Origin of the sequence: Pseudomonas sp. DTU_2021_1001937_2_SI_NGA_ILE_001 (assembly GCF_032463525.1) — a bacterium.
GTDB lineage: Bacteria > Pseudomonadota > Gammaproteobacteria > Pseudomonadales > Pseudomonadaceae > Aquipseudomonas.
In genome coordinates, this window is sequence record NZ_CP135971.1 from 735797 (window position 1) to 753193 (window position 17397).

The window sequence follows — 17397 nt, forward strand, 5'->3', positions numbered from 1 at the left end:
ATACCAGAGGCAGGCGCAAAGAAAGACAAGGCGTGGAGGCGGGGCGCATTCGAAGGCTGAATGCAGGGTGCGGTAAGGCACGCAAGCGCGGCGTGGAACATGCTGAAAACCTCGGAAAACAAATGAATGTTCTCCGTATTCGGGATGGCTCCCGGGCGCACGCAGCACACGCCAGACGCGAATGTTAACAAAGCACAGGCATTTCCAGGCGTGTCGATCTGCTTCCGAATATTTCACCGGGAGGAGGTTGTGCGGGGGCTATGCAGGTCAATGGAGCGTTCTGATTTAGGCAACAACAAATGAATTCCGCAATATTGGAGTGGCTGCTGGTGCTGGCCATACTGGCCTCACGCCTGGCCGGGTTCGCTGAAAACGGACACGGGCGTCGCTGATAACAATCCGCTCGCCAACCGCGAGCCGCCATGCCCGTCATGGATTTTCCATCTGCCCTGGGTGCCGACAGGCACTTCCTGAAAACAAGACAACTATTGGGCCACCGGCAACGGTGCCCAGCAGGCGAGGGGATTCACATGCACCACACCAACACGCTCGCCATGGGCGAGAACAGCGCTGTGTCGGCCACGGTCAAGTTGTACTGCTGGGCCGCCGTCATCCTCATCGTCGCCGAGGCCGTCGGGGCCTTGAGCATCCCCCTGGGCCCCGGCAAGGTCGTGCTGCTGCCGATGGTCTGGGCATTGCTGATCGGTGCCGCCATCGGCTTGCTCAGCCCGCGCCTGCCAGGCTCGCTGGCCCTCGACAGCCGTGCCCAGGCCCGCGCCGCCGCAATCCTGCAACCGGCCTTGCTGGTGTTCATCGCCAAGCTCGGCCTGGTGGTCGGTGGTTCCCTGCCGGTGGTCATGGCCTCGGGCTGGGCGTTGGTGTTCCAGGAGTTCGGCCACTTCGTCGGCACCGTGATCCTCGGCCTGCCTGTGGCCTTGCTGCTGGGCATCAAGCGTGAAGCCGTGGGGGCGACCTTTTCGGTGGGGCGCGAACCGAGCCTGGCGATCATCGGTGAGCGCTATGGCATGGATTCCCCCGAGGGGCGTGGCGTATTGGCCGAATACCTCACCGGCACCCTGTTCGGCGCGCTGTTCATCGCCATCGTGGCCGGCTTCATCACCAGCCTGGGCATCTTCGATCCCAAGTCTCTGGCGATGGGTTCGGGCATCGGCTCGGGCAGCATGATGGCCGCCGCCGCCGGGGCCATCGCCGCCCAGCAGACCCCCGAGGTGGCCAAGGAGGTCATGGCCCTCGCGGCAGCGGCGAACCTGATCACCACCACCCTGGGTACCTACTTCACGCTGTTCATCTCGCTGCCACTGGCGGTGTGGGGCTACCGCGTGCTGGAGCCATTGATTGGCCGTACCACCAAGGCTTCGGTCACCGAGCACGGGCCGAGCAGCCAGGACGTGTCGCTGGAAACCCCGGAACTGGGCTGGGCGGGCCGCATCAGTGCCTGGTTCGCCGCGGGTGCCCTGGCACTGATCGCCAACTATGTCGGTTATAAGGTGCTGTCGCCAGCCGCGTTCGCAGGCATGGCGATCATGATCGGTGCAGTGTTCGTAGGTGAGCTGCTGTACCACCTGCTGCGCCGCAAGATCCCGGCTGTATGCACCGTCTCGGTGGTGGCGATGTTCCTGACTTCGCCGGCCTGCCCATGGGCGGCAGAGATCACCCGCCTGACCGGTACGGTAAATCTGCTGGCGGTCATTACCCCGATGCTGGCCTTCGCCGGGCTGTCGGTGGCCAAGGACCTGCCAGCGTTCCGCCGCCTGGGCTGGCGTATCGTGCTGGTGTCGTTCCTGGCCAACTTCGGCACCTTCATCGGGGCGGTGCTGATCGCCGAATTCTTCCACTGACACCCAAGCGACGACGGCCCTGAAAGGGGCCGTTCGCACGACCGGCCCAGGCCGGTCGTTTTCGTTCATGCGCCGCCTCGACATTCGTGTGCAGATGGCCTAGGGTCGGCGCTTTACCTGCCAGAACAAGGACGCGCCATGCTGCGGATACTGGGAAAAGCCTCGTCGATCAACGTTCGCAAGGTGCTGTGGACCTGCGCCGAGATCGGCCTGCCCTTCGAGCGCGAGGACTGGGGCTCTGGCTTCCAGTCCACGCACAATGCGGCTTTCACGGCCTTGAATCCCAACGCCATGGTGCCGGTCATCCAGGACGGCGATTTCACGCTGTGGGAGTCCAACAGCATCATCCGCTACCTGGCCAACCGCTATGCCGGGCCAGGCCTGTATCCCGTCGAAGCCTGCGCCAGGGCGCGGGTCGACCAGTGGATCGACTGGCAGGCCAGCGATCTCAATCGTTCCTGGAGCTATGCGTTCATGGCCCTGGTACGCCAATCGCCAGCGCATCAGGACAGCGCCGCCATCGAGGCCGGTTGCGCAGAGTGGTCGCGGCACATGCAGATTCTGGAACAGCAACTGGCAGCCACCGGGGCCTATGTTGCCGGGCAGGACTTCACCCTGGCCGACATCCCCATCGGCCTCTCGGTGAACCGCTATTTCGAAACCCCGCTGGCCCACCCGCCGTTGCCGGCGGTGCGGGCGTATTACGAGCGTCTGAGCGCAAGGGCCGGCTACCGTGCGCATGGGCGCAACGGTACGCCGTAAGGCAGACGAGGGAACAGGGCCTGCAGCGCAGGCCCGGGTTGGCTCAACGAGCCGGCAGGTTACGCTCCACCAGGGCGGTCCACACCGCCACGCCCGGCTCGATCGCCCGGTCGTTGAAGTCGTAGTAAGGGTTGTGCAGCGGTGCCGAGGGCTGCTCGCCATCCACGCCCAGCCACAGGTAGGCACCGGGGCAGGCCTGCAGCATGAACGCGAAGTCTTCCGAGGCCATCGACGGATTACATCCGAACACCACCTGGTCTTTGCCCAGGGCCGCCTGTGCCGCCTCGCGGGCGATCTGCGCCTGTGCCGGATGGTTTTCGGTCACCGGGTAGCCGACGTTGTAGGTCAGCGCTCCGCTGACGCCGAAAGACACCGGCAACTGCTCGACGAATTCGCCGATCAGGCGCTGTACCTTCTCCCGTACCGGCGTTTGCAGACAACGTACGGTGCCGCGCAGGGTGGCGGTTTCCGGAATCACGTTGATCGCCTCGCCAGCATTGACCTGAGTGACGCTGACCACCGCGCTGTCCAGCGGCGACAGGCGCCGCGAGGTGATGGTCTGCAGGCCGAGGATCAGCTCGGCGGCCGCGACGATGGGGTCGTAGCCACGATCCGGCATGGCGGCGTGCGAACCTTTGCCGGTGAGGACGATCTCGAAGGTGTCCAGCGAGGCCATCATCGCACCGGGGTTGACCGCCACCTGGCCGGCCGGCAGGCCCGGCCAGTTGTGCAGGCCGTAGATGGCCTGCATGGGGAAACGTTCGAACAGGCCGTCGTCGATCATCTTCTGCGCGCCGCCGAGGTTTTCCTCGGCGGGCTGGAACACCAGGTAGACCGTGCCGCTGAAGCGTCGGGTCTCGGCCAAGTGGCGGGCGGTGGCCAGCAGAATGGCCGTGTGGCCATCGTGGCCGCAGGCATGCATGCAGCCCTGATGGGTGGATTTGTGCCCACACTGGCCCAGCTCCTGGATCGGCAGGGCGTCCATGTCGGCACGCAGGCCGATGCTCGGCCCCTCGCCGTTGCGCAGGACACCGACCACGCCGGTGCCGCCCAGGCCGCGATGCACTTCGATGCCGAAGCTGCTGAGCAACTGGGCAACGCGGTCGCTGGTGCGCAGTTCTTCAAAGCCCAGCTCGGGGCTGGCGTGGATCTCGCGGCGCCAGGCGATGGCGTCCTCGATCAGTTGCTTGGAAACCGTCATGCCGTTCACTCCAGGCTGGCGCCGTAGCCGAAGCTCGCCGCCGGCACGGCAGCGGTTTCGACCCAGACGCTCTTCACTTCACTGTATTCGCGCAGGGCATCGAGGCCCGACGAACGACCGTAGCCGCTTTTACCATAGCCGCCAAACGGCGAGCTGACGTGGATGGTCTTGTAGCCGTTGACCCAGAAGGTCCCGGCGCGCACCTGGCGCGCGACGCGGTGGGCGCGGCCGACATCGCGGGTCCACACCGCGCCGGCCAGGCCGAAGCGGCTGTCGTTGGCGATGCGGATGGCGTCGGCTTCGTCTTCGAAGGGAATGGCCACCACCACCGGGCCGAAGATCTCTTCCTGGGCGCAATGCAGGCGGTTATCACCCGCCAGTACCGTGGGGTTGATGTAGTAGCCCGGCCCGGCAGGCACCGGCTCGGCATCCTCGCCGACCAGGCGTGCGCCGTCGGCCAGGGCGCGCTCGATCATGGCTTTGACGTGAGCGTATTGCTTGGGGTTGTTGATCGGGCCGATCTGAGTCTGTTCGCTGGCCGGGTCGCCGACCTGGAACTGTACGGCGGCCTTGGCCAGGGCCTGGGTGAACTTGTCGAAGATCGACGCCTGCACCAGCAGGCGCGAACCCGATACGCAGCTTTGCCCGGCGCCGGAGAAGATCGCCGCCTGGGCACCACGCAAGGCGACCTCCAGGTCGGCATCGGCGAACACGATGTTGGCCGATTTGCCACCCAGCTCCAGCACGGTGGGGATGCAACGCTGCGCGGCGGCGGCGGCGATGTGTCGACCGGTGGCGGGCGAACCGACGAACACCACCTTGCGAATGTCGGCTTGTGCGATCAGCTGCTGGCCAATGCTATGGCCAAAACCGGCGATCACGTTGACCAGACCCTTGGGCACCCCGGCACGTTCGACCAGCACGCCGACCACCAGCGAGGACAACGGGGTCAGTTCCGAGGGCTTGAGGATCACCGCGTTGCCGGCAGCGATCGCCGGCGCCACTTGCCAGCCGCAGGTGAAGATCGGCGCGTTCCATGGGGTGATCTGCAACACCGTGCCCAGCGGTTCGTAGGTGACGTAGTTGAGGTGCGAGGTCGGTACGGGAATGACTTCGCCGTGCAGCTTGTCGGCCCAGCCGGCGTAGTACTCGAACATCTCGGCGACCTTGGCCACCTCGACCCGCGCATCGCGAATCGGCTTGTTGGCGCTCAGTGCTTCGATCTGCGCAAGATTCTCTGCGTGCTCGCGGATCAGCGCGCCGACCTGGTACATGGCCCGGCCACGCGCCTGGGCGGTCAGCGCCCACCATTGCTGGCGCGCGCTGCGTGCGGCGGCGTCGGCTTTCTCGACCAAGGTCTCGTCGGCGTCGGCGAAGCTCAGCAGCAGGCTGTCATCGTGCGCGTTGCGGATCTGCACCGGGGCGCCGTGGCCGTCGATGAACTCGCCGCCCACATAGCTGGCGACGGTCTGCCGATCGCCCCAATAGGGGCTCATCAGGTCGAGGATTGTCTGTGTGCTCATCGTCTTATTCCCCACGGCCGTACAAGGCCTTGTCGGTGCGCTGCACGATGCAGCAGAAATCGTCGCTGTCCGGCAGCGTTTCACGGCTGTCATCCCACAACTGCGCCACGTGGCGCGCCAGCGGCAGGTCGAGATCGAGGGCGGCGGCCAGGTCGCTGGCCAAGCCGACGTCCTTGCGCATCAGGCCCATGGTGAAGCCCGAGTCATAGGCCTTGTTCAGTACCCAGGTCGGGAACATCACCTGGCTGGCGGCGCTGCGCCCGGACCCGGCATTGATGCCTTCCAACAGCTTCTGCGGGTCGACGCCGGCCTTGGCGGCCATGCTCATGGCTTCGGCGGTGGTGATCAGGTGTGCGGCGGCGAGCATGTTGTTGGCGATCTTGGCCACGTTGCCGGCGCCATGGCCGCCGACATGCACCCGCGTGCCGCTCATGGCTTCCAGTACCGGCAGCACCTTGGCCAGGTCAGCTTCCTCGCCGCCGATCACCATCGACATGCTGCCGTTGGCCGCGCCCTTGGGGCCGCCGGAGACTGGCGCGTCGAGAAAGGCGATGCCCTTGGCACGCAGGGCGGTGGCGACCTTGCGGCTGGCTTCCGGGGTGGAGGTGGTGGTGTCGACCACCACCAGGCCCGCACGGCCCAGTTCGAGAATGCCGTGCTCGCCCAGGCACACCGCCTCGACGTGCTCGGCCTTGGGCAGCGACAGAATCAGTACGTCGACGCTGCGGATCAGCTCGGCGCGGTCGCTGACGGCGCGTACGCCCTGGCGCTGTGCCTGCTCCAGCGCCGCGGCACTGAGGTCGAAACCGCTTACCTCGAAGCCTTTGCCGGCCAGCGTGGCGGCCATGCCGCCGCCCATGTTGCCCAGGCCGATCACTCCGGTTTTCAAAGTCATGTCAGAACGCTCGCTCGATGATTCACCCGCATGAATGAGGCCCTGCCTCTGGCCGCAGAAGGCGTGTGCAGCCGAGGAGGGGTCGTTGGACCGAGTATGGACAGTGCTCTGTCATCGCAGCAATAATCAGTCAAATTCGATTCCGTTGCCTTTTCAGCAACACACAGGAAAGCCCATGAGTCTGGTTCAGGATCGCCGCATTCTTTATTTCTTCGAAGCCGTGAGGTTGGGCAGTGTGCGGGCGGCGGCGGACTTTCTTGACGTCGCGGCCTCTGCGGTGAGCCGGCAGATCGCCCAGCTCGAACACGAACTCGGCAGCCCGCTGCTGGAGCGCCATCGCCGTGGGGTAAAACCCACCGAAGCCGGGGAGCGGGTGCTGCATTACTATCGCCAGCGCCTGTCGCAGCAGGAGGTGCTGCTGGACTCGTTGCAGGCCCTGCGTGGCCTGCAGAGCGGCTCGGTGGTGCTGGCGGTGGGTGAGGGCTTCATCGACGGCCTGGCCGCGCCGCTGAGTCGTTTCTCCGAGCAGTACCCGCGCATCGACTTGCAGGTCAACGTGTGTGGCACCAACGAGGTGATCCGTCAGATCGTCGAAGACGAAGCGCACCTGGGGCTGGTATTCAACCCTCCCGCCGACCCCAAGATTCGTTCCCATGCCCATACCCGCCAGCCGGTGTGCGTGGCGGTAGGCCCCGAACACCCGCTGGCGCAGCGCAGCGAGCCATTGCCCCTGGAAGGGCTGGACCGCTATCGGCTGGCCCTGCCGGGGCTGTCGTATGGCATTCGCCAGATTGTCACCCTGGCCGAGCATCGCCAGGGTCTGAGCCTGGTGCCGACACTGACCTGCAGCACCTTCGCCATGCTCAAGCGTTTCGCCATGCGCGGGGGCGTGACGCTGATGCCGGTGTTCGTGATGGAAGATGAGATCCGCAGCGGTGAGCTGGTCGCCGTGCCCCTGCAAAGCGAAGTGTTCAGCAGCCCTGAAGTGCACCTGATCAGCCGCCTGGGCCGGCAACTGAGCGTAGGCGCCAGCCGCATGCTGAGCCTGGTGCTGCAGGACATGACGGCGTTCAGGCAAGATCACTAAAGCCATTTTTTGAGGGGGCAGCCAGGTAGAACCGGCTTGAGCCGCAATGCTGGTCAGTTAGACGTTCTTCGGCTTTGTCGGAGCGAGCTGTTTTGGCCTCAGCCGCAATCCAGGTCGATTAGACCGGGTAGGAGCGGCTTCAGCCGCGAAGGGACGGCCTGTTCACAGCAGATGTAGTGATTTTCCTGGTGCTTTCTCGGCTGATGCCGCCCATGTCGGCCGAGGCGGGCAAACCCGGCTGGATGCTGCTGGGTGCATCTATGGTTATTCAATAAAGTTATTTATTGGCGTTGTTTTAGATTCGCTAGGCTATAAGAAAGCGGCCATCCCGGCCCTGAAGCCTGCGACTCACACTGCCTCATGACTTTCGATTTTCCGTTCCTGCTCAGCACCTTGCCGGCGTTTTTCAAGGCGGTGGGCGTCACCTTGCAGGTGGGCCTGATCGCCATTGCCACTTCGCTGCTGGTGGCATTGCTCAACACCGCGATAGTGCTGTTCCGCACGCCGCTGCTGTGCCGGGCGATCGGCCTGTATGTGGAGCTGGCGCGCAACACGCCGTTGCTGATCCAGCTGTTCTTCGTGTATTTCGCCTTGCCCAGCCTGGGCGTCAAGATCTCCGGCTTCGCGGCGGCCATCATCACCATGACCTTCCTCGGCGGTGCCTACCTCACCGAGGTGTTGCGGGCCGGTGTCGAGGCGGTTCCCGCCGCGCAGCTTGAGTCGGGGCGCTCCATCGGCCTGTCGGACTGGCAACTGCTGCGCCATGTCATCCTGCCGCAAGCGGGCATCCTCAGCCTGCCGGCGCTGTTCGCCAATTTCATCTTCCTGCTCAAGGAAACCACCGTGGTGTCTGCCGTGGCGGTGCCGGAAATCCTCTACACCACCAAGAGCTACATCGCCCTGTACTACAAGACCTATGAAATGCTCACCGTGCTGACACTGATCTGCGTATTGCTGTTCCTGCCGCTGTCGCTGCTGCTCGGGCGTCAGGAAAGGAGGCTGCAACATGGCCAGTTCGGGTCTTGAGCTGTTGTGGGTGTCGCTGCCCCTGCTGGGGGAAGGCGCCGCCCTAACGGTGTCCATCTCGGCCTTGAGCATTCTGTTCAGTACCGTCGGTGGCTTGCTTTACGGTTCGCTCGGCACACTGGGTATTGGCTGGCTGAACCTGGCATTGCGCAGCTATCTGGAGCTGTTTCGCGCCGTTCCGGTACTGGTGTGGCTGTACCTGCTGTTCTTCGGTTTGCCGATCTTCTTCGGCCTGAGCATCCCCAGTTTCTGGTGCGCGGTGCTGGTGCTGAGCCTGTGGGGGGCGACAGAGGTGGGCGAGGTGGCGCGCGGGGCGCTGAAATCACTGCCCAAAGGGCAGCGCGAGGCGGGGCTGTCCATCGGCCTGTCCACCGTGCAGCTGTACTCACAGGTGCTGGTGCCGCAGGCGCTCAAGCGCATGACGCCACCGACCATCAACATCTATACCCGGCTGATCAAGACCAGCTCGCTGGCGGTGCTGATCGGTGTGGTGGATGTCATCAAGGTGGGCCAGCAGATCATCGAGCGCACCTACGAGTCGGTGCTGATCTACGGCGCGCTGTTCCTGTTCTTCTTTTTCATCTGCTATCCGCTGTCGCTCGCCTCGCGCGTGCTGGAACGGCGCTGGACACAAGCATGAGCGCACTGATCGAATTCAAGGGTTTCAACAAGTCCTACGGCAGCCAGCCGGTATTGAGGGACATCGACCTGAAGGTCGAAGCCGGCGAAGTGATCGTCGTCCTCGGCCCCAGCGGCTGCGGCAAGAGCACCTTGCTGCGCTGCCTCAACGGCCTGGAGCAGGCGCAGGGCGGCGAACTGCACTTCGCCGGGCGACAGTTGCTCGCGCCCGGCACCGATTGGCGCCAGGTACGTCAGCAAGTCGGCATGGTGTTCCAGAGTTACCACCTGTTTCCGCACATGAGCGTGCTGGACAACGTCCTGCTCGGTCCGCTGAAGGTACAGCGCCGTGACCGCCGGGAAGCCCAGGCCCAGGCCGAGGCGCTGTTGCGCCGGGTTGGCCTGGCGGACAAACGCGATGCCTTTCCCCGCCAGCTTTCCGGGGGCCAGCAGCAACGCATCGCCATCGTGCGTTCGCTGTGCATGAACCCGCAGGTCATGCTGTTCGACGAGATCACCGCCGCCCTCGATCCGGAAATGGTCAAGGAAGTACTGGAGGTGGTGCTCGACCTCGCCAAAGGCGGCATGACCATGCTCATCGTCACCCACGAAATGGGCTTCGCCCGCGCCGTGGCCGACCGCATCGTGTTCATGGATGCCGGACGCATCCTTGAACAACGCGACCCCGAGTCTTTCTTCACTCAACCTTCGAGCGCACGCGCGCAGCAGTTCCTGGAGAAGTTCTCATACCTGGAGACCCTGCCGGGGCGGCGCCATGCCACCCGGGCAGCGGCCATCTGAAAACAGCCAAACCAAGGACATCTCATGCTGACTGCCTCGTTGAAATCCACCCGCTCGCTGTTCCTGCTGCCCTTGCTCGGGCTCGGCCTGCTGGCCGGGTGCGGCCAGGGTGACCAGGCGGCCAAGCCTGCCGCCACGGCACCTGTCCAGGCGGCTGCACCCGCCGGCTACCTGGACAAGATCAAGGCCCGCGACAAACTCATCGTTGGCGTGTTCACCGACAAGCCGCCATTCGGTTTCGTCGATGAGAAGGGCCGTTATGTCGGCTTCGATACCGACATCGGTCGGCAATTTGCCAAGTCGCTGCTGGGCGACGAGAACAAGGTGGAGTTCGTCGCAGTGGAGCCGGCCAGCCGCATTCCGTTCCTGCAGAGCGACAAGGTCGACATCATCCTCGCCAACATGACCGTCACCCCTGAACGCCAGCAGGCGGTGGACTTTACCAACCCCAACCTGAAGGTCGCGGTGCAGGCCCTGGTGCCCAACGACAGCCCGGCGCAGAAGCTCGAAGACCTGGCCGACAAGACCATCATCGTCACCACCGGCACCACCGCCGACGTATGGCTGACCAAGAACCATCCGGACTGGAAGCTGCTCAAGTTCGAGAAGAACTCCGAGTCGCTGCAAGCCCTGGCCAACGGCCGTGGCGACGCTTATGCCCAGGACAATCTGGTGCTGTTCAGCTGGGCCAAGCAGAACCCTGGCTACCGCACCCTGCCGGAAAAACTTGGCGGCGAAGCGCCGATCGCGCCGGCCGTGAAGAAGGGCAATACCGAGCTGCGTGACTGGGTGAACATCGAGCTGGCGCGTCTGGGCCAGGACAAGTACCTGCTCAAGCTTTACGACCAGTACGTGCGCAAGGAACTGGCCAGCGATACACGCCCTGAAGACGTGATCGTCGAAGGTGGCAACTGGAAGGGCTAAGCCCTGTTGTTCTGAGCAGACAAAAGGCCCGGTGTCGATCACCGGGCCTTTTTGTTTTGCGCACGGGCTTGAGCCTTGACGACGGGGCGATGAAGAGAAATACTCCGCCAAAGATTCATATATATGACTGGATGACCATAACAATGAAAACCCCTGTCACTGATGACCGTCTGCCCCGTTACCAGCGTCTGCGCGACCAACTGGCCCACGAAATCGCCATGAACCGCTGGCGTCCGGGCGAGGCGATTCCCACTGAAGCTGCCCTGGCCCAGGAATACGCGATCTCCGTGGGCACGGTGCGCAAGGCAGTCGATGCCCTGGTAAGCGAGGGGGTGCTGGAACGCCAGCAAGGGCGCGGTACCTTTATCCGCCGTCCGCAATTCCAATCATCGCTGTTCCGCTTCTTCCGCTTCCAGGGGCCTGGCGGCGAGCGTCGGGTGCCGGAAAGCCGCATCCTGCGTGTGGAGACCGTGCCGGCCCCTTCGGCGGTCAGCCAGGTGCTGGATCTGCCCGCCGATGCGCCGGTCATCCGTATGCAGCGCTTGCGTCTGCTCGATGCCCAGCCGGTGCTGGCCGAGGAGATCTGGCTGTCCCAGGCGCTGTTCCAGCCGCTGCTGGAGGTCGACCTGGACCGCGAGGGACCGCTGCTTTACCCCATCTACGAATCGCTGTGCGGGCAGGTCGTGGCCAGCGCCGAGGAAACCCTGACTGCCGAAGCCGCCAGCGAGGTGCATGCGCGCCTGCTGCACACCGAGCCGGGCAGCCCGGTGGTGGTCATCGAGCGTCTGGCGCGCGACTACGCCCGCAAGCCCCTGGAATGGCGCCGTTCGCGCGGCCATGCCAGGCATTTCCACTACAGCGTCGAGATTCGCTGAGGCCCGCGACGCTTCACTCACCCCCAATAAGGATAAGAACAATGTTCAGTTGGTATCGCCAAATCACTTCCCGGGAGCGCAAGACCTTCTGGGCCTGCTTCGGTGGCTGGTCCCTCGACGCACTCGAAGTACAGATGTTCGGCCTGGCCATTCCCGCGCTGATCGCGGCCTTTGCCCTGAGCAAGAGCGATGCCGGCCTTATCAGCGGCGTGACCCTGGTCACCTCGGCCATCGGCGGCTGGCTGGGCGGTACGCTGTCGGACCGCTACGGGCGGGTTCGCACCCTGCAGTGGATGATTCTGTGGTTCTCGTTCTTCACCTTCCTGTCGGCCTTCGCCACCGGCTTTCACCAGATGCTGGTGATCAAGGCCTTGCAAGGCTTCGGCATTGGCGGCGAATGGGCGGCCGGTGCGGTGCTGATGGCCGAGACCATCCAGAGCAAGTATCGCGGCAAGGTGATGGGCGCGGTGCAAAGCGCCTGGGCCTTTGGCTGGGGTGCGGCGGTGGGCCTGTTCACGCTGATCTACTCCCTTGTGCCGGAAGATATCGCCTGGCGGGTCATGTTCCTGGTCGGCCTGTTACCCGCGCTGCTGGTCATCTACGTACGTCGCAATGTCGAGGAGCCGCCGGTTTCGGCGCACAAACGCGAGGCCTTGCAGGGCAAGAGCCTGCTGGCTTCGATGGCCGGGATCTTCCGCCCTGAGCTGCTGCGCGTGACCCTGCTGGGCGGCATCCTCGGTCTTGGCGCCCACGGTGGCTACCACGCCGTGATGACCTGGTTGCCGACTTTCCTGAAGACCGAACGCAACCTGTCGGTACTCGGTTCCGGCGGCTACCTGGCGGTGATCATCGTGGCGTTCTGGCTGGGCTGCATCGTCAGTGGCCTGCTGATCGACCGTATCGGGCGGCGCAAGAACATCATTCTCTATGCGCTGTGCTGCGTGATCACCGTGCAGTGCTACCTGTTCCTGCCGTTGACCAACACGCAGATGCTGTTCCTGGGCTTCCCGTTGGGCTTCTTCGCCGCCGGTATTCCGGCCAGCCTCGGCTCGTTCTTCAACGAACTGTACCCGGCCGACGTACGCGGTGCGGGCGTGGGCTTCTGCTACAACTTCGGCCGCGTGCTGTCGGCGGTATTCCCGTTCCTGGTCGGGCACATGAGTGGCTATATGTCGCTGGGCAGTGCCATTGGCATCGATGCGGGCATTGCCTACGGTGTTGCGGTGCTGGCCGCCCTGGCGCTGCCGGAAACCCGCGGTCGCCAGCTGAATGACAGCGTGCCAGGCAGCGAAGCCCCCGAACCGGCTCCCGCGCAGAAAGCCTGACCGTCGTTTTCCGGTGCCCGGTACGGGCACCACCCTTGATCGAGATGTTTCATGACCACGATTCAATCCTTGCCGTTCAGCGGCATCGACGCCCATGCCCACGTGTTCGACCACCGGCTGCAAATGGTCCAGGCGCGCCGCTACGCACCGAACGCCGATGCCACGCTGGACGATTATCTGGCGCAACTCGACGCCCATGGCATGAGCCACGGTGTGCTGGTGCAGCCCAGCTTTCTGGGCACCGATAACAGCTACCTGCTCGACGCACTGGAGCAGAACCTCGATCGTCTGCGCGGGGTGGTGGTCATCGACCCGCACACGCCCCTCGAAACCCTGGTGCACATGGCCTCGCTGGGCGTGCGGGGCATGCGCCTGAACCTCGTCGGCCAGACCTTGCCCGACCTGCGTCAACCGGCCTGGCAGGCTTGCCTGGAGATGGTCAATGCACTGGGGTGGCATGTCGAGCTGCACCGCCAACTGGCCGACCTGCCGGCGCTGATCGAAACGCTGCTGGCGGCAGGCTGCAAGGTGGTGGTCGACCACTTCGGTCGTGCTGACGCTCGGCTGGGCCTCGACCAGCCCGGCATGCGCGAACTGCTGGAACTGGGCCGTGGCGGTCAGCTCTGGGTCAAGGTCTCGGCCCTCTACCGCCTGGGCGGCACCGCGCAGCAGCAAACGGACTTTGCCGCCCAGGCGCTGGCAGCCTTGAGTGACCATTTGGGCGCGCGGCGCCTGCTGTGGGGCAGCGACTGGCCGCACACCCAGCACGAAGCGCAGGCCCGCTTCGGCGACGAGCTGGACAGGCTGCGTCAGCTGGCCGCCGCTCAGGGGATCTTGCCCCAGGTACTGCGTGAATCGGCGGCCGAGCTGTTTGCTATCTGAGTGTCATGGGTTGACAGCCCGGTAGAGGCGCGCGTTTAATGCGCGCCTTTCGATAAACCCTTTCCTACAAGTGGTGAAGCCAGTGCCCTGCATCAACCAACACATCTAACCCGACGACGGTCTGATCGCTGTTGGTCTGCGCCTGCGCATGGCCTTGCCACATCCCTCCGAGCGTTGTCGGTCTCTCATTTTCAGGAGACTCGATCATGACACTCGACCCGCGCGCTGAAGCGCAACGCTACGAATTATTCAAATACCCCCGTACTCGCCACCTGGAAAGCTCGCGCCTGCAGTTTGGCGACTCGGCCCATGACCAGTTGGCTTACCGCGACCTGCAAGGTCGCCATATCGTCGTCGAAGAAAAACTCGATGGCGCCAACGCCGCCGTGTCGTTCAGCGAGGCCGGCGAGCTGCTGTTGCAGTCGCGGGGGCATTACCTGACCGGTGGTTCTCGCGAGCGCCAGTTCTCGATGTTCAAGCAATGGGCGGCCTGCCACGAAGCCTGGCTGCTGGATCGCTTGCAGGACCGCTATGTGATGTTCGGCGAGGTGCTGAGCAAGACCCATTCGGTGTTCTACGACCGCCTGCCGCATCTGTTCTGCGAGTTCGACGTCTACGACCGGCGCAGCGGGCGGTTCCTGTCTACGGCGGCGCGCACTGAACTGCTGCAAGGCGGGCCGGTGCTGCCGGTGCCGGTGCTGTACGCCGGCGTCGCACCACGGCGGCTGGCCGATCTGCTGGACCTGGTCGGTCCGTCGCTGGCGCGTTCTTCGCAGTGGCGCGAGCGCTTCGTCGAAGCCGTGCAGCGCGAAGGCCATGACCGGGAGCGGGCCTGGGCACGCCTGGACAAGTCGGAGCACATGGAGGGCCTGTACCTGAAGATCGAAGACCAGGCCCAGACCCTCGAGCGTGCCAAATGGGTCAGGGCGGACTTCGTCCAGGCCATCATGGAGGCCGGTGAGCATCACCTGCGCCAACCCTACGTGGGCAACGGACTGGCGGCCGGCGTGGACCTGTATGCGCCACAGCCGACAGTGACCTGGCAAACCTTGAAGGAGGACTGCTGAGATGGACTTTCAAACCCTGCAGGCGCTGTTGCCAGCGCCTGGACAAGAGCCGGACTGGGCTGCCCTGATGCACGGCATTCCCGCGCTGCTGGCACTGGAAGGCACACCCCAGGACCCGCTGTACCATGCCGAAGGCAATGTGCTGATCCACACCCGCATGGTGGTCGAGGCCCTGCTCGACAGCGCCGCCTATGCGGCGGCGAGTACCGAACAGCGTTTCATCCTGTTCTACGCCTGCCTGCTGCATGACATCGCCAAGCCCTCGACCACGGTGATCGACGAAGCGACCGGACGCATCGGCCAGCCAGGGCACTCCGCGCGTGGCGCCGTAGACGCTCGGGTGATCCTCTGGCGGGCCGGGGTGCCCTTCGATATTCGCGAGACGATCTGCCGGATCATCGCCGTGCATCAGGTGCCGTTTTTCGCGCTCAACGACCGGCGCGGCGACAAACCGGCGGAATATGTGGTGCGCAAGCTGTCCTGGGAGCTGCCATTGTGGATGCTCTGTGCGGTGGCCAGCGCCGACATGCAGGGGCGTGGCTTCGACGGCAAGCAGGCGGTGCTCGACGACATCGAACTATTTCGCCTGCTGGCCGAGGAGGAGGGCTGCCTGCACCACCCACGAGCCTTCGCCGATGCCTATACGCGTCTGGCGTACTTCCAGGGCGCCAAGGTGCACCCGGACTACGCCCTTCACCGTGAGCGCGAAGGTTCTTCGGTGATCGTGATGTGCGGGCTGCCGGCCAGCGGCAAGAACACCTGGGTGGCCAGCCAGCATCCGCACCTGCCCTGCGTGTCGTTCGACGATGCGCGGGAAGAACTGGGGCTGGCGCACGGCAAGAACGAGGGCAGGGTGGCGCACCATGCCATCGACAAGGCCCGGCAACTGCTGCGTGAGCGGCAGCCGTTCGTCTGGAATGCCACGCACCTGTCGCGGCAGATGCGCAAGAAGACCCTCGACCTGCTGCACGGCTACGGCGCGCAAGTGACCCTCTGCTACCTGGAACAGGCCGAAAAAGAGCTGTACCGGCGCAACAGCCAGCGCGACAGCAGCTTGCGCAACAAGGATCTGGCGCGCATGTTCCACCGCTGGGAAGTGCCGACCCCGGTGGAGGCCGAAGCGGTCGAGTACCTTGTCAGCCACGGGTGAACGGCGCACTGTGTGCGCCTCACACAAGGAGTGCGGCGATGCCAGACAAACAACACCAGTACAGCGTCAAGGTCACCTGGACCGGCAACCAGGGCAGCGGCACCTCGGGCCATCGCGCCTACAGCCGTGACCATCGTATCGAGGCCGAAGGCAAGGCCAGCGTGATCGACGGCTCGTCAGACCCAAGCTTTCGCGGCGACCCGGCGCGCTGGAACCCCGAAGACCTGCTGTTGGCTTCGCTGTCGGCGTGCCACAAGCTCTGGTACCTGGGGCTGTGTGCCAGTGCCGGCGTCATCGTGCAGGCTTACGAGGACAACGCCGAAGGCGCCATGCTGGAGCAGGCCGATGGTGCCGGGCAGTTCACCTCGGTGGTGCTGCGCCCGCAGGTGACCCTGGCGCCGGGCAGCGACCTGGACAAGGCGCGCCAGCTGCACCACGCCGCCCATGAGAAGTGCTTCATCGCTCGCTCGGTGAATTTTCCGGTCAGCCACGAGCCGCAGTTGCGCATCGCCAGCGCGGACTGACGGCTTATGCGGCTGCCTTAATTTCAAGCTAGACATAAGGGTTTCTGTCAGCAGGAGTTCGATCATGTTCAGCCACATCCAGATCGGCGCGCGTGACCTCCCGCGCATGACCGCCTTTTACGATGCCGTGCTGGCCCCTTTGGGCCTGGTGCGTGCTCCAGATGCCGAAGACTCCGGCCCGCCAGGGGTCGGCTGGCATAAGCCCGGCACACGCTGGCCGTTTTTCTATGTGCAGTTGCCGTTCAATGGCTTGCCCGCTACCTGGGGCAACGGCGTGCAGGTCAGCTTCGCCGGCACGTCCCAGCAGCAGGTGCGTGATGCCTGGGCGGCGGCGATGGCGCATGGTGGGGTCGACGAGGGCGAGCCGGGAATTCGCGCACACTATGCGCCGGATTACTTCGGTGCCTACTGTCGCGACCCGGAAGGTAACAAGCTGTGCTTCGTGCATGCCGATGATCTGCCGATCGGCTGAGATGTACGGCGGTTCATCGTGTGGCAGCGAGCTTGCTCGCAAAAGACCGCATCGCCGCGGCAGGTCTTTTCGCGAGCAAACCCCAACGGTATGAAGGCCTGTGCAGGCCCGGACAGCGTGGATGCGTCAGGCGTGGCCGTCAGCCACGTCGCGCTCGATTTTCTCGGCCTTGCGTCGCAGCTCTTCAGCCTCCTGCTCCTTGGTGCGCACCGAGGTCGGGGTAATGGCTTCATCGATGCCGCGGGTCTTGGCCGATGAATCTTCAAGGTCGCGGCGCACCACGTCCACCGGCTTGCCCTCGGCGTCTAGGGCACGGCCGGCAGTGTCTGGCTGAGTGTTGCGGTCTTCTGGGGTCATGGCACTTCTCCTTGAGGTGTAAAAGATTGGAGAAGGCCGGCAGCCACGA

General features: G+C 64.5%; 18 protein-coding genes. 14 read left to right on the forward strand and 4 right to left on the reverse strand.

The annotated features are described in order from the left end of the window. The first annotated feature begins 530 nt into the window (after positions 1 to 530). Positions 531 to 1859, forward strand: a complete 1329-nt coding sequence (locus RRX38_RS03270; RefSeq protein WP_315961514.1) for a DUF3100 domain-containing protein — start codon at positions 531 to 533, stop codon at positions 1857 to 1859. A gap of 138 nt (positions 1860 to 1997) precedes the next feature. Then, positions 1998 to 2621, forward strand: a complete 624-nt coding sequence (locus RRX38_RS03275; protein WP_315961515.1) for a glutathione S-transferase — start codon at positions 1998 to 2000, stop codon at positions 2619 to 2621. 43 nt (positions 2622 to 2664) lie between these two features. Here RRX38_RS03275 and RRX38_RS03280 read toward each other — a convergent pair whose 3' ends face one another. The 3 genes from RRX38_RS03280 to RRX38_RS03290 are packed head-to-tail and all read right to left on the reverse strand — an operon-like array spanning position 2665 to position 6240. Beyond that, the gene (locus RRX38_RS03280) at positions 2665 to 3822 is read right to left on the reverse strand and encodes a M20 aminoacylase family protein (RefSeq protein ID WP_315961516.1); all 1158 of its coding nucleotides are present in this window, start codon (positions 3820 to 3822) and stop codon (positions 2665 to 2667) included. Positions 3823 to 3827: 5 nt separating this feature from the next. Beyond that, entirely contained in the window at positions 3828 to 5345 is a 1518-nt protein-coding gene (locus tag RRX38_RS03285) for an aldehyde dehydrogenase family protein (protein ID WP_315961517.1), read from the reverse strand. Between the two features lie 4 nt (positions 5346 to 5349). Then, positions 5350 to 6240, reverse strand: coding sequence for an NAD(P)-dependent oxidoreductase (locus tag RRX38_RS03290; RefSeq protein WP_315961518.1), 891 nt, complete (start codon positions 6238 to 6240; stop codon positions 5350 to 5352). A 175-nt stretch (positions 6241 to 6415) separates the two neighbouring features. Here RRX38_RS03290 and RRX38_RS03295 point away from each other — a divergent pair, with 175 nt between their 5' ends. From RRX38_RS03295 to RRX38_RS03350, 12 genes are all read left to right on the forward strand, one after another. Continuing rightward, a complete protein-coding gene (locus RRX38_RS03295) occupies positions 6416 to 7327 on the forward strand; it encodes a LysR family transcriptional regulator (RefSeq protein WP_315961519.1) in 912 nt (303 codons plus the stop codon). A 360-nt stretch (positions 7328 to 7687) separates the two neighbouring features. After that, a complete protein-coding gene (locus tag RRX38_RS03300) occupies positions 7688 to 8353 on the forward strand; it encodes an amino acid ABC transporter permease (RefSeq protein WP_315961520.1) in 666 nt (221 codons plus the stop codon). Then, a complete protein-coding gene (locus RRX38_RS03305) occupies positions 8334 to 8993 on the forward strand; it encodes an amino acid ABC transporter permease (protein WP_315961521.1) in 660 nt (219 codons plus the stop codon). Before RRX38_RS03300 ends, RRX38_RS03305 begins: the two co-directional genes overlap by 20 nt. Further along, positions 8990 to 9772, forward strand: a complete 783-nt coding sequence (locus RRX38_RS03310; protein WP_315961522.1) for an amino acid ABC transporter ATP-binding protein — start codon at positions 8990 to 8992, stop codon at positions 9770 to 9772. The genes RRX38_RS03305 and RRX38_RS03310 overlap by 4 nt, the downstream gene beginning before the upstream one ends. A 24-nt stretch (positions 9773 to 9796) precedes the next feature. Then, positions 9797 to 10696, forward strand: a complete 900-nt coding sequence (locus RRX38_RS03315; RefSeq protein WP_410524864.1) for a transporter substrate-binding domain-containing protein — start codon at positions 9797 to 9799, stop codon at positions 10694 to 10696. Positions 10697 to 10839: 143 nt separating this feature from the next. Further along, a complete protein-coding gene (locus RRX38_RS03320; RefSeq protein WP_315961523.1) occupies positions 10840 to 11571 on the forward strand; it encodes a GntR family transcriptional regulator in 732 nt (243 codons plus the stop codon). Positions 11572 to 11612: 41 nt separating this feature from the next. Beyond that, positions 11613 to 12896, forward strand: coding sequence for an MFS transporter (locus RRX38_RS03325; protein ID WP_315961524.1), 1284 nt, complete (start codon positions 11613 to 11615; stop codon positions 12894 to 12896). Positions 12897 to 12947: 51 nt separating this feature from the next. After that, entirely contained in the window at positions 12948 to 13778 is an 831-nt protein-coding gene (locus RRX38_RS03330) for an amidohydrolase family protein (protein ID WP_315961525.1), read from the forward strand. A gap of 206 nt (positions 13779 to 13984) precedes the next feature. After that, positions 13985 to 14845 carry an RNA ligase family protein gene (locus RRX38_RS03335; protein ID WP_315961526.1) on the forward strand — a complete coding sequence of 287 codons (861 nt, stop codon included), beginning with the start codon at positions 13985 to 13987 and terminating at the stop codon, positions 14843 to 14845. A 1-nt stretch (position 14846) separates the two neighbouring features. Beyond that, positions 14847 to 15995 carry an AAA family ATPase gene (locus RRX38_RS03340; protein ID WP_315961527.1) on the forward strand — a complete coding sequence of 383 codons (1149 nt, stop codon included), beginning with the start codon at positions 14847 to 14849 and terminating at the stop codon, positions 15993 to 15995. A gap of 38 nt (positions 15996 to 16033) precedes the next feature. Beyond that, complete coding sequence (locus RRX38_RS03345) at positions 16034 to 16519, forward strand: OsmC family protein (RefSeq protein ID WP_315961528.1); 486 nt, start codon at positions 16034 to 16036, stop codon at positions 16517 to 16519. A gap of 64 nt (positions 16520 to 16583) precedes the next feature. Beyond that, on the forward strand, positions 16584 to 16991 hold the full coding sequence (locus RRX38_RS03350) for a VOC family protein (RefSeq protein ID WP_315961529.1): 408 nt from the start codon (positions 16584 to 16586) through the stop codon (positions 16989 to 16991). 126 nt (positions 16992 to 17117) lie between these two features. On the opposite strand, the gene RRX38_RS03355 is transcribed toward RRX38_RS03350, so the two are convergent. Beyond that, positions 17118 to 17348 carry a hypothetical protein gene (locus tag RRX38_RS03355; protein ID WP_315961530.1) on the reverse strand — a complete coding sequence of 77 codons (231 nt, stop codon included), beginning with the start codon at positions 17346 to 17348 and terminating at the stop codon, positions 17118 to 17120. Between the last annotated feature and the right edge of the window lie 49 nt (positions 17349 to 17397).

Excerpts from the sequence above, each read along its gene's own strand:
- RRX38_RS03335 (WP_315961526.1), top strand. The coding sequence starts at position 13,985 with ATGACACTCGACCCGCGCGCTGAAGCGCAACGCTACGAATTATTCAAA.
- RRX38_RS03285 (WP_315961517.1), bottom strand. The coding sequence starts at position 5,345 with ATGAGCACACAGACAATCCTCGACCTGATGAGCCCCTATTGGGGCGAT.
- RRX38_RS03305 (WP_315961521.1), top strand. The coding sequence starts at position 8,334 with ATGGCCAGTTCGGGTCTTGAGCTGTTGTGGGTGTCGCTGCCCCTGCTG.
- RRX38_RS03325 (WP_315961524.1), top strand. The coding sequence starts at position 11,613 with ATGTTCAGTTGGTATCGCCAAATCACTTCCCGGGAGCGCAAGACCTTC.
- RRX38_RS03340 (WP_315961527.1), top strand. The coding sequence starts at position 14,847 with ATGGACTTTCAAACCCTGCAGGCGCTGTTGCCAGCGCCTGGACAAGAG.
- RRX38_RS03270 (WP_315961514.1), top strand. The coding sequence starts at position 531 with ATGCACCACACCAACACGCTCGCCATGGGCGAGAACAGCGCTGTGTCG.
- RRX38_RS03320 (WP_315961523.1), top strand. The coding sequence starts at position 10,840 with ATGAAAACCCCTGTCACTGATGACCGTCTGCCCCGTTACCAGCGTCTG.
- RRX38_RS03330 (WP_315961525.1), top strand. The coding sequence starts at position 12,948 with ATGACCACGATTCAATCCTTGCCGTTCAGCGGCATCGACGCCCATGCC.
- RRX38_RS03315 (WP_410524864.1), top strand. The coding sequence starts at position 9,797 with ATGCTGACTGCCTCGTTGAAATCCACCCGCTCGCTGTTCCTGCTGCCC.
- RRX38_RS03295 (WP_315961519.1), top strand. The coding sequence starts at position 6,416 with ATGAGTCTGGTTCAGGATCGCCGCATTCTTTATTTCTTCGAAGCCGTG.
- RRX38_RS03300 (WP_315961520.1), top strand. The coding sequence starts at position 7,688 with ATGACTTTCGATTTTCCGTTCCTGCTCAGCACCTTGCCGGCGTTTTTC.
- RRX38_RS03310 (WP_315961522.1), top strand. The coding sequence starts at position 8,990 with ATGAGCGCACTGATCGAATTCAAGGGTTTCAACAAGTCCTACGGCAGC.
- RRX38_RS03290 (WP_315961518.1), bottom strand. The coding sequence starts at position 6,240 with ATGACTTTGAAAACCGGAGTGATCGGCCTGGGCAACATGGGCGGCGGC.
- RRX38_RS03280 (WP_315961516.1), bottom strand. The coding sequence starts at position 3,822 with ATGACGGTTTCCAAGCAACTGATCGAGGACGCCATCGCCTGGCGCCGC.
- RRX38_RS03275 (WP_315961515.1), top strand. The coding sequence starts at position 1,998 with ATGCTGCGGATACTGGGAAAAGCCTCGTCGATCAACGTTCGCAAGGTG.
- RRX38_RS03350 (WP_315961529.1), top strand. The coding sequence starts at position 16,584 with ATGTTCAGCCACATCCAGATCGGCGCGCGTGACCTCCCGCGCATGACC.
- RRX38_RS03355 (WP_315961530.1), bottom strand. The coding sequence starts at position 17,348 with ATGACCCCAGAAGACCGCAACACTCAGCCAGACACTGCCGGCCGTGCC.
- RRX38_RS03345 (WP_315961528.1), top strand. The coding sequence starts at position 16,034 with ATGCCAGACAAACAACACCAGTACAGCGTCAAGGTCACCTGGACCGGC.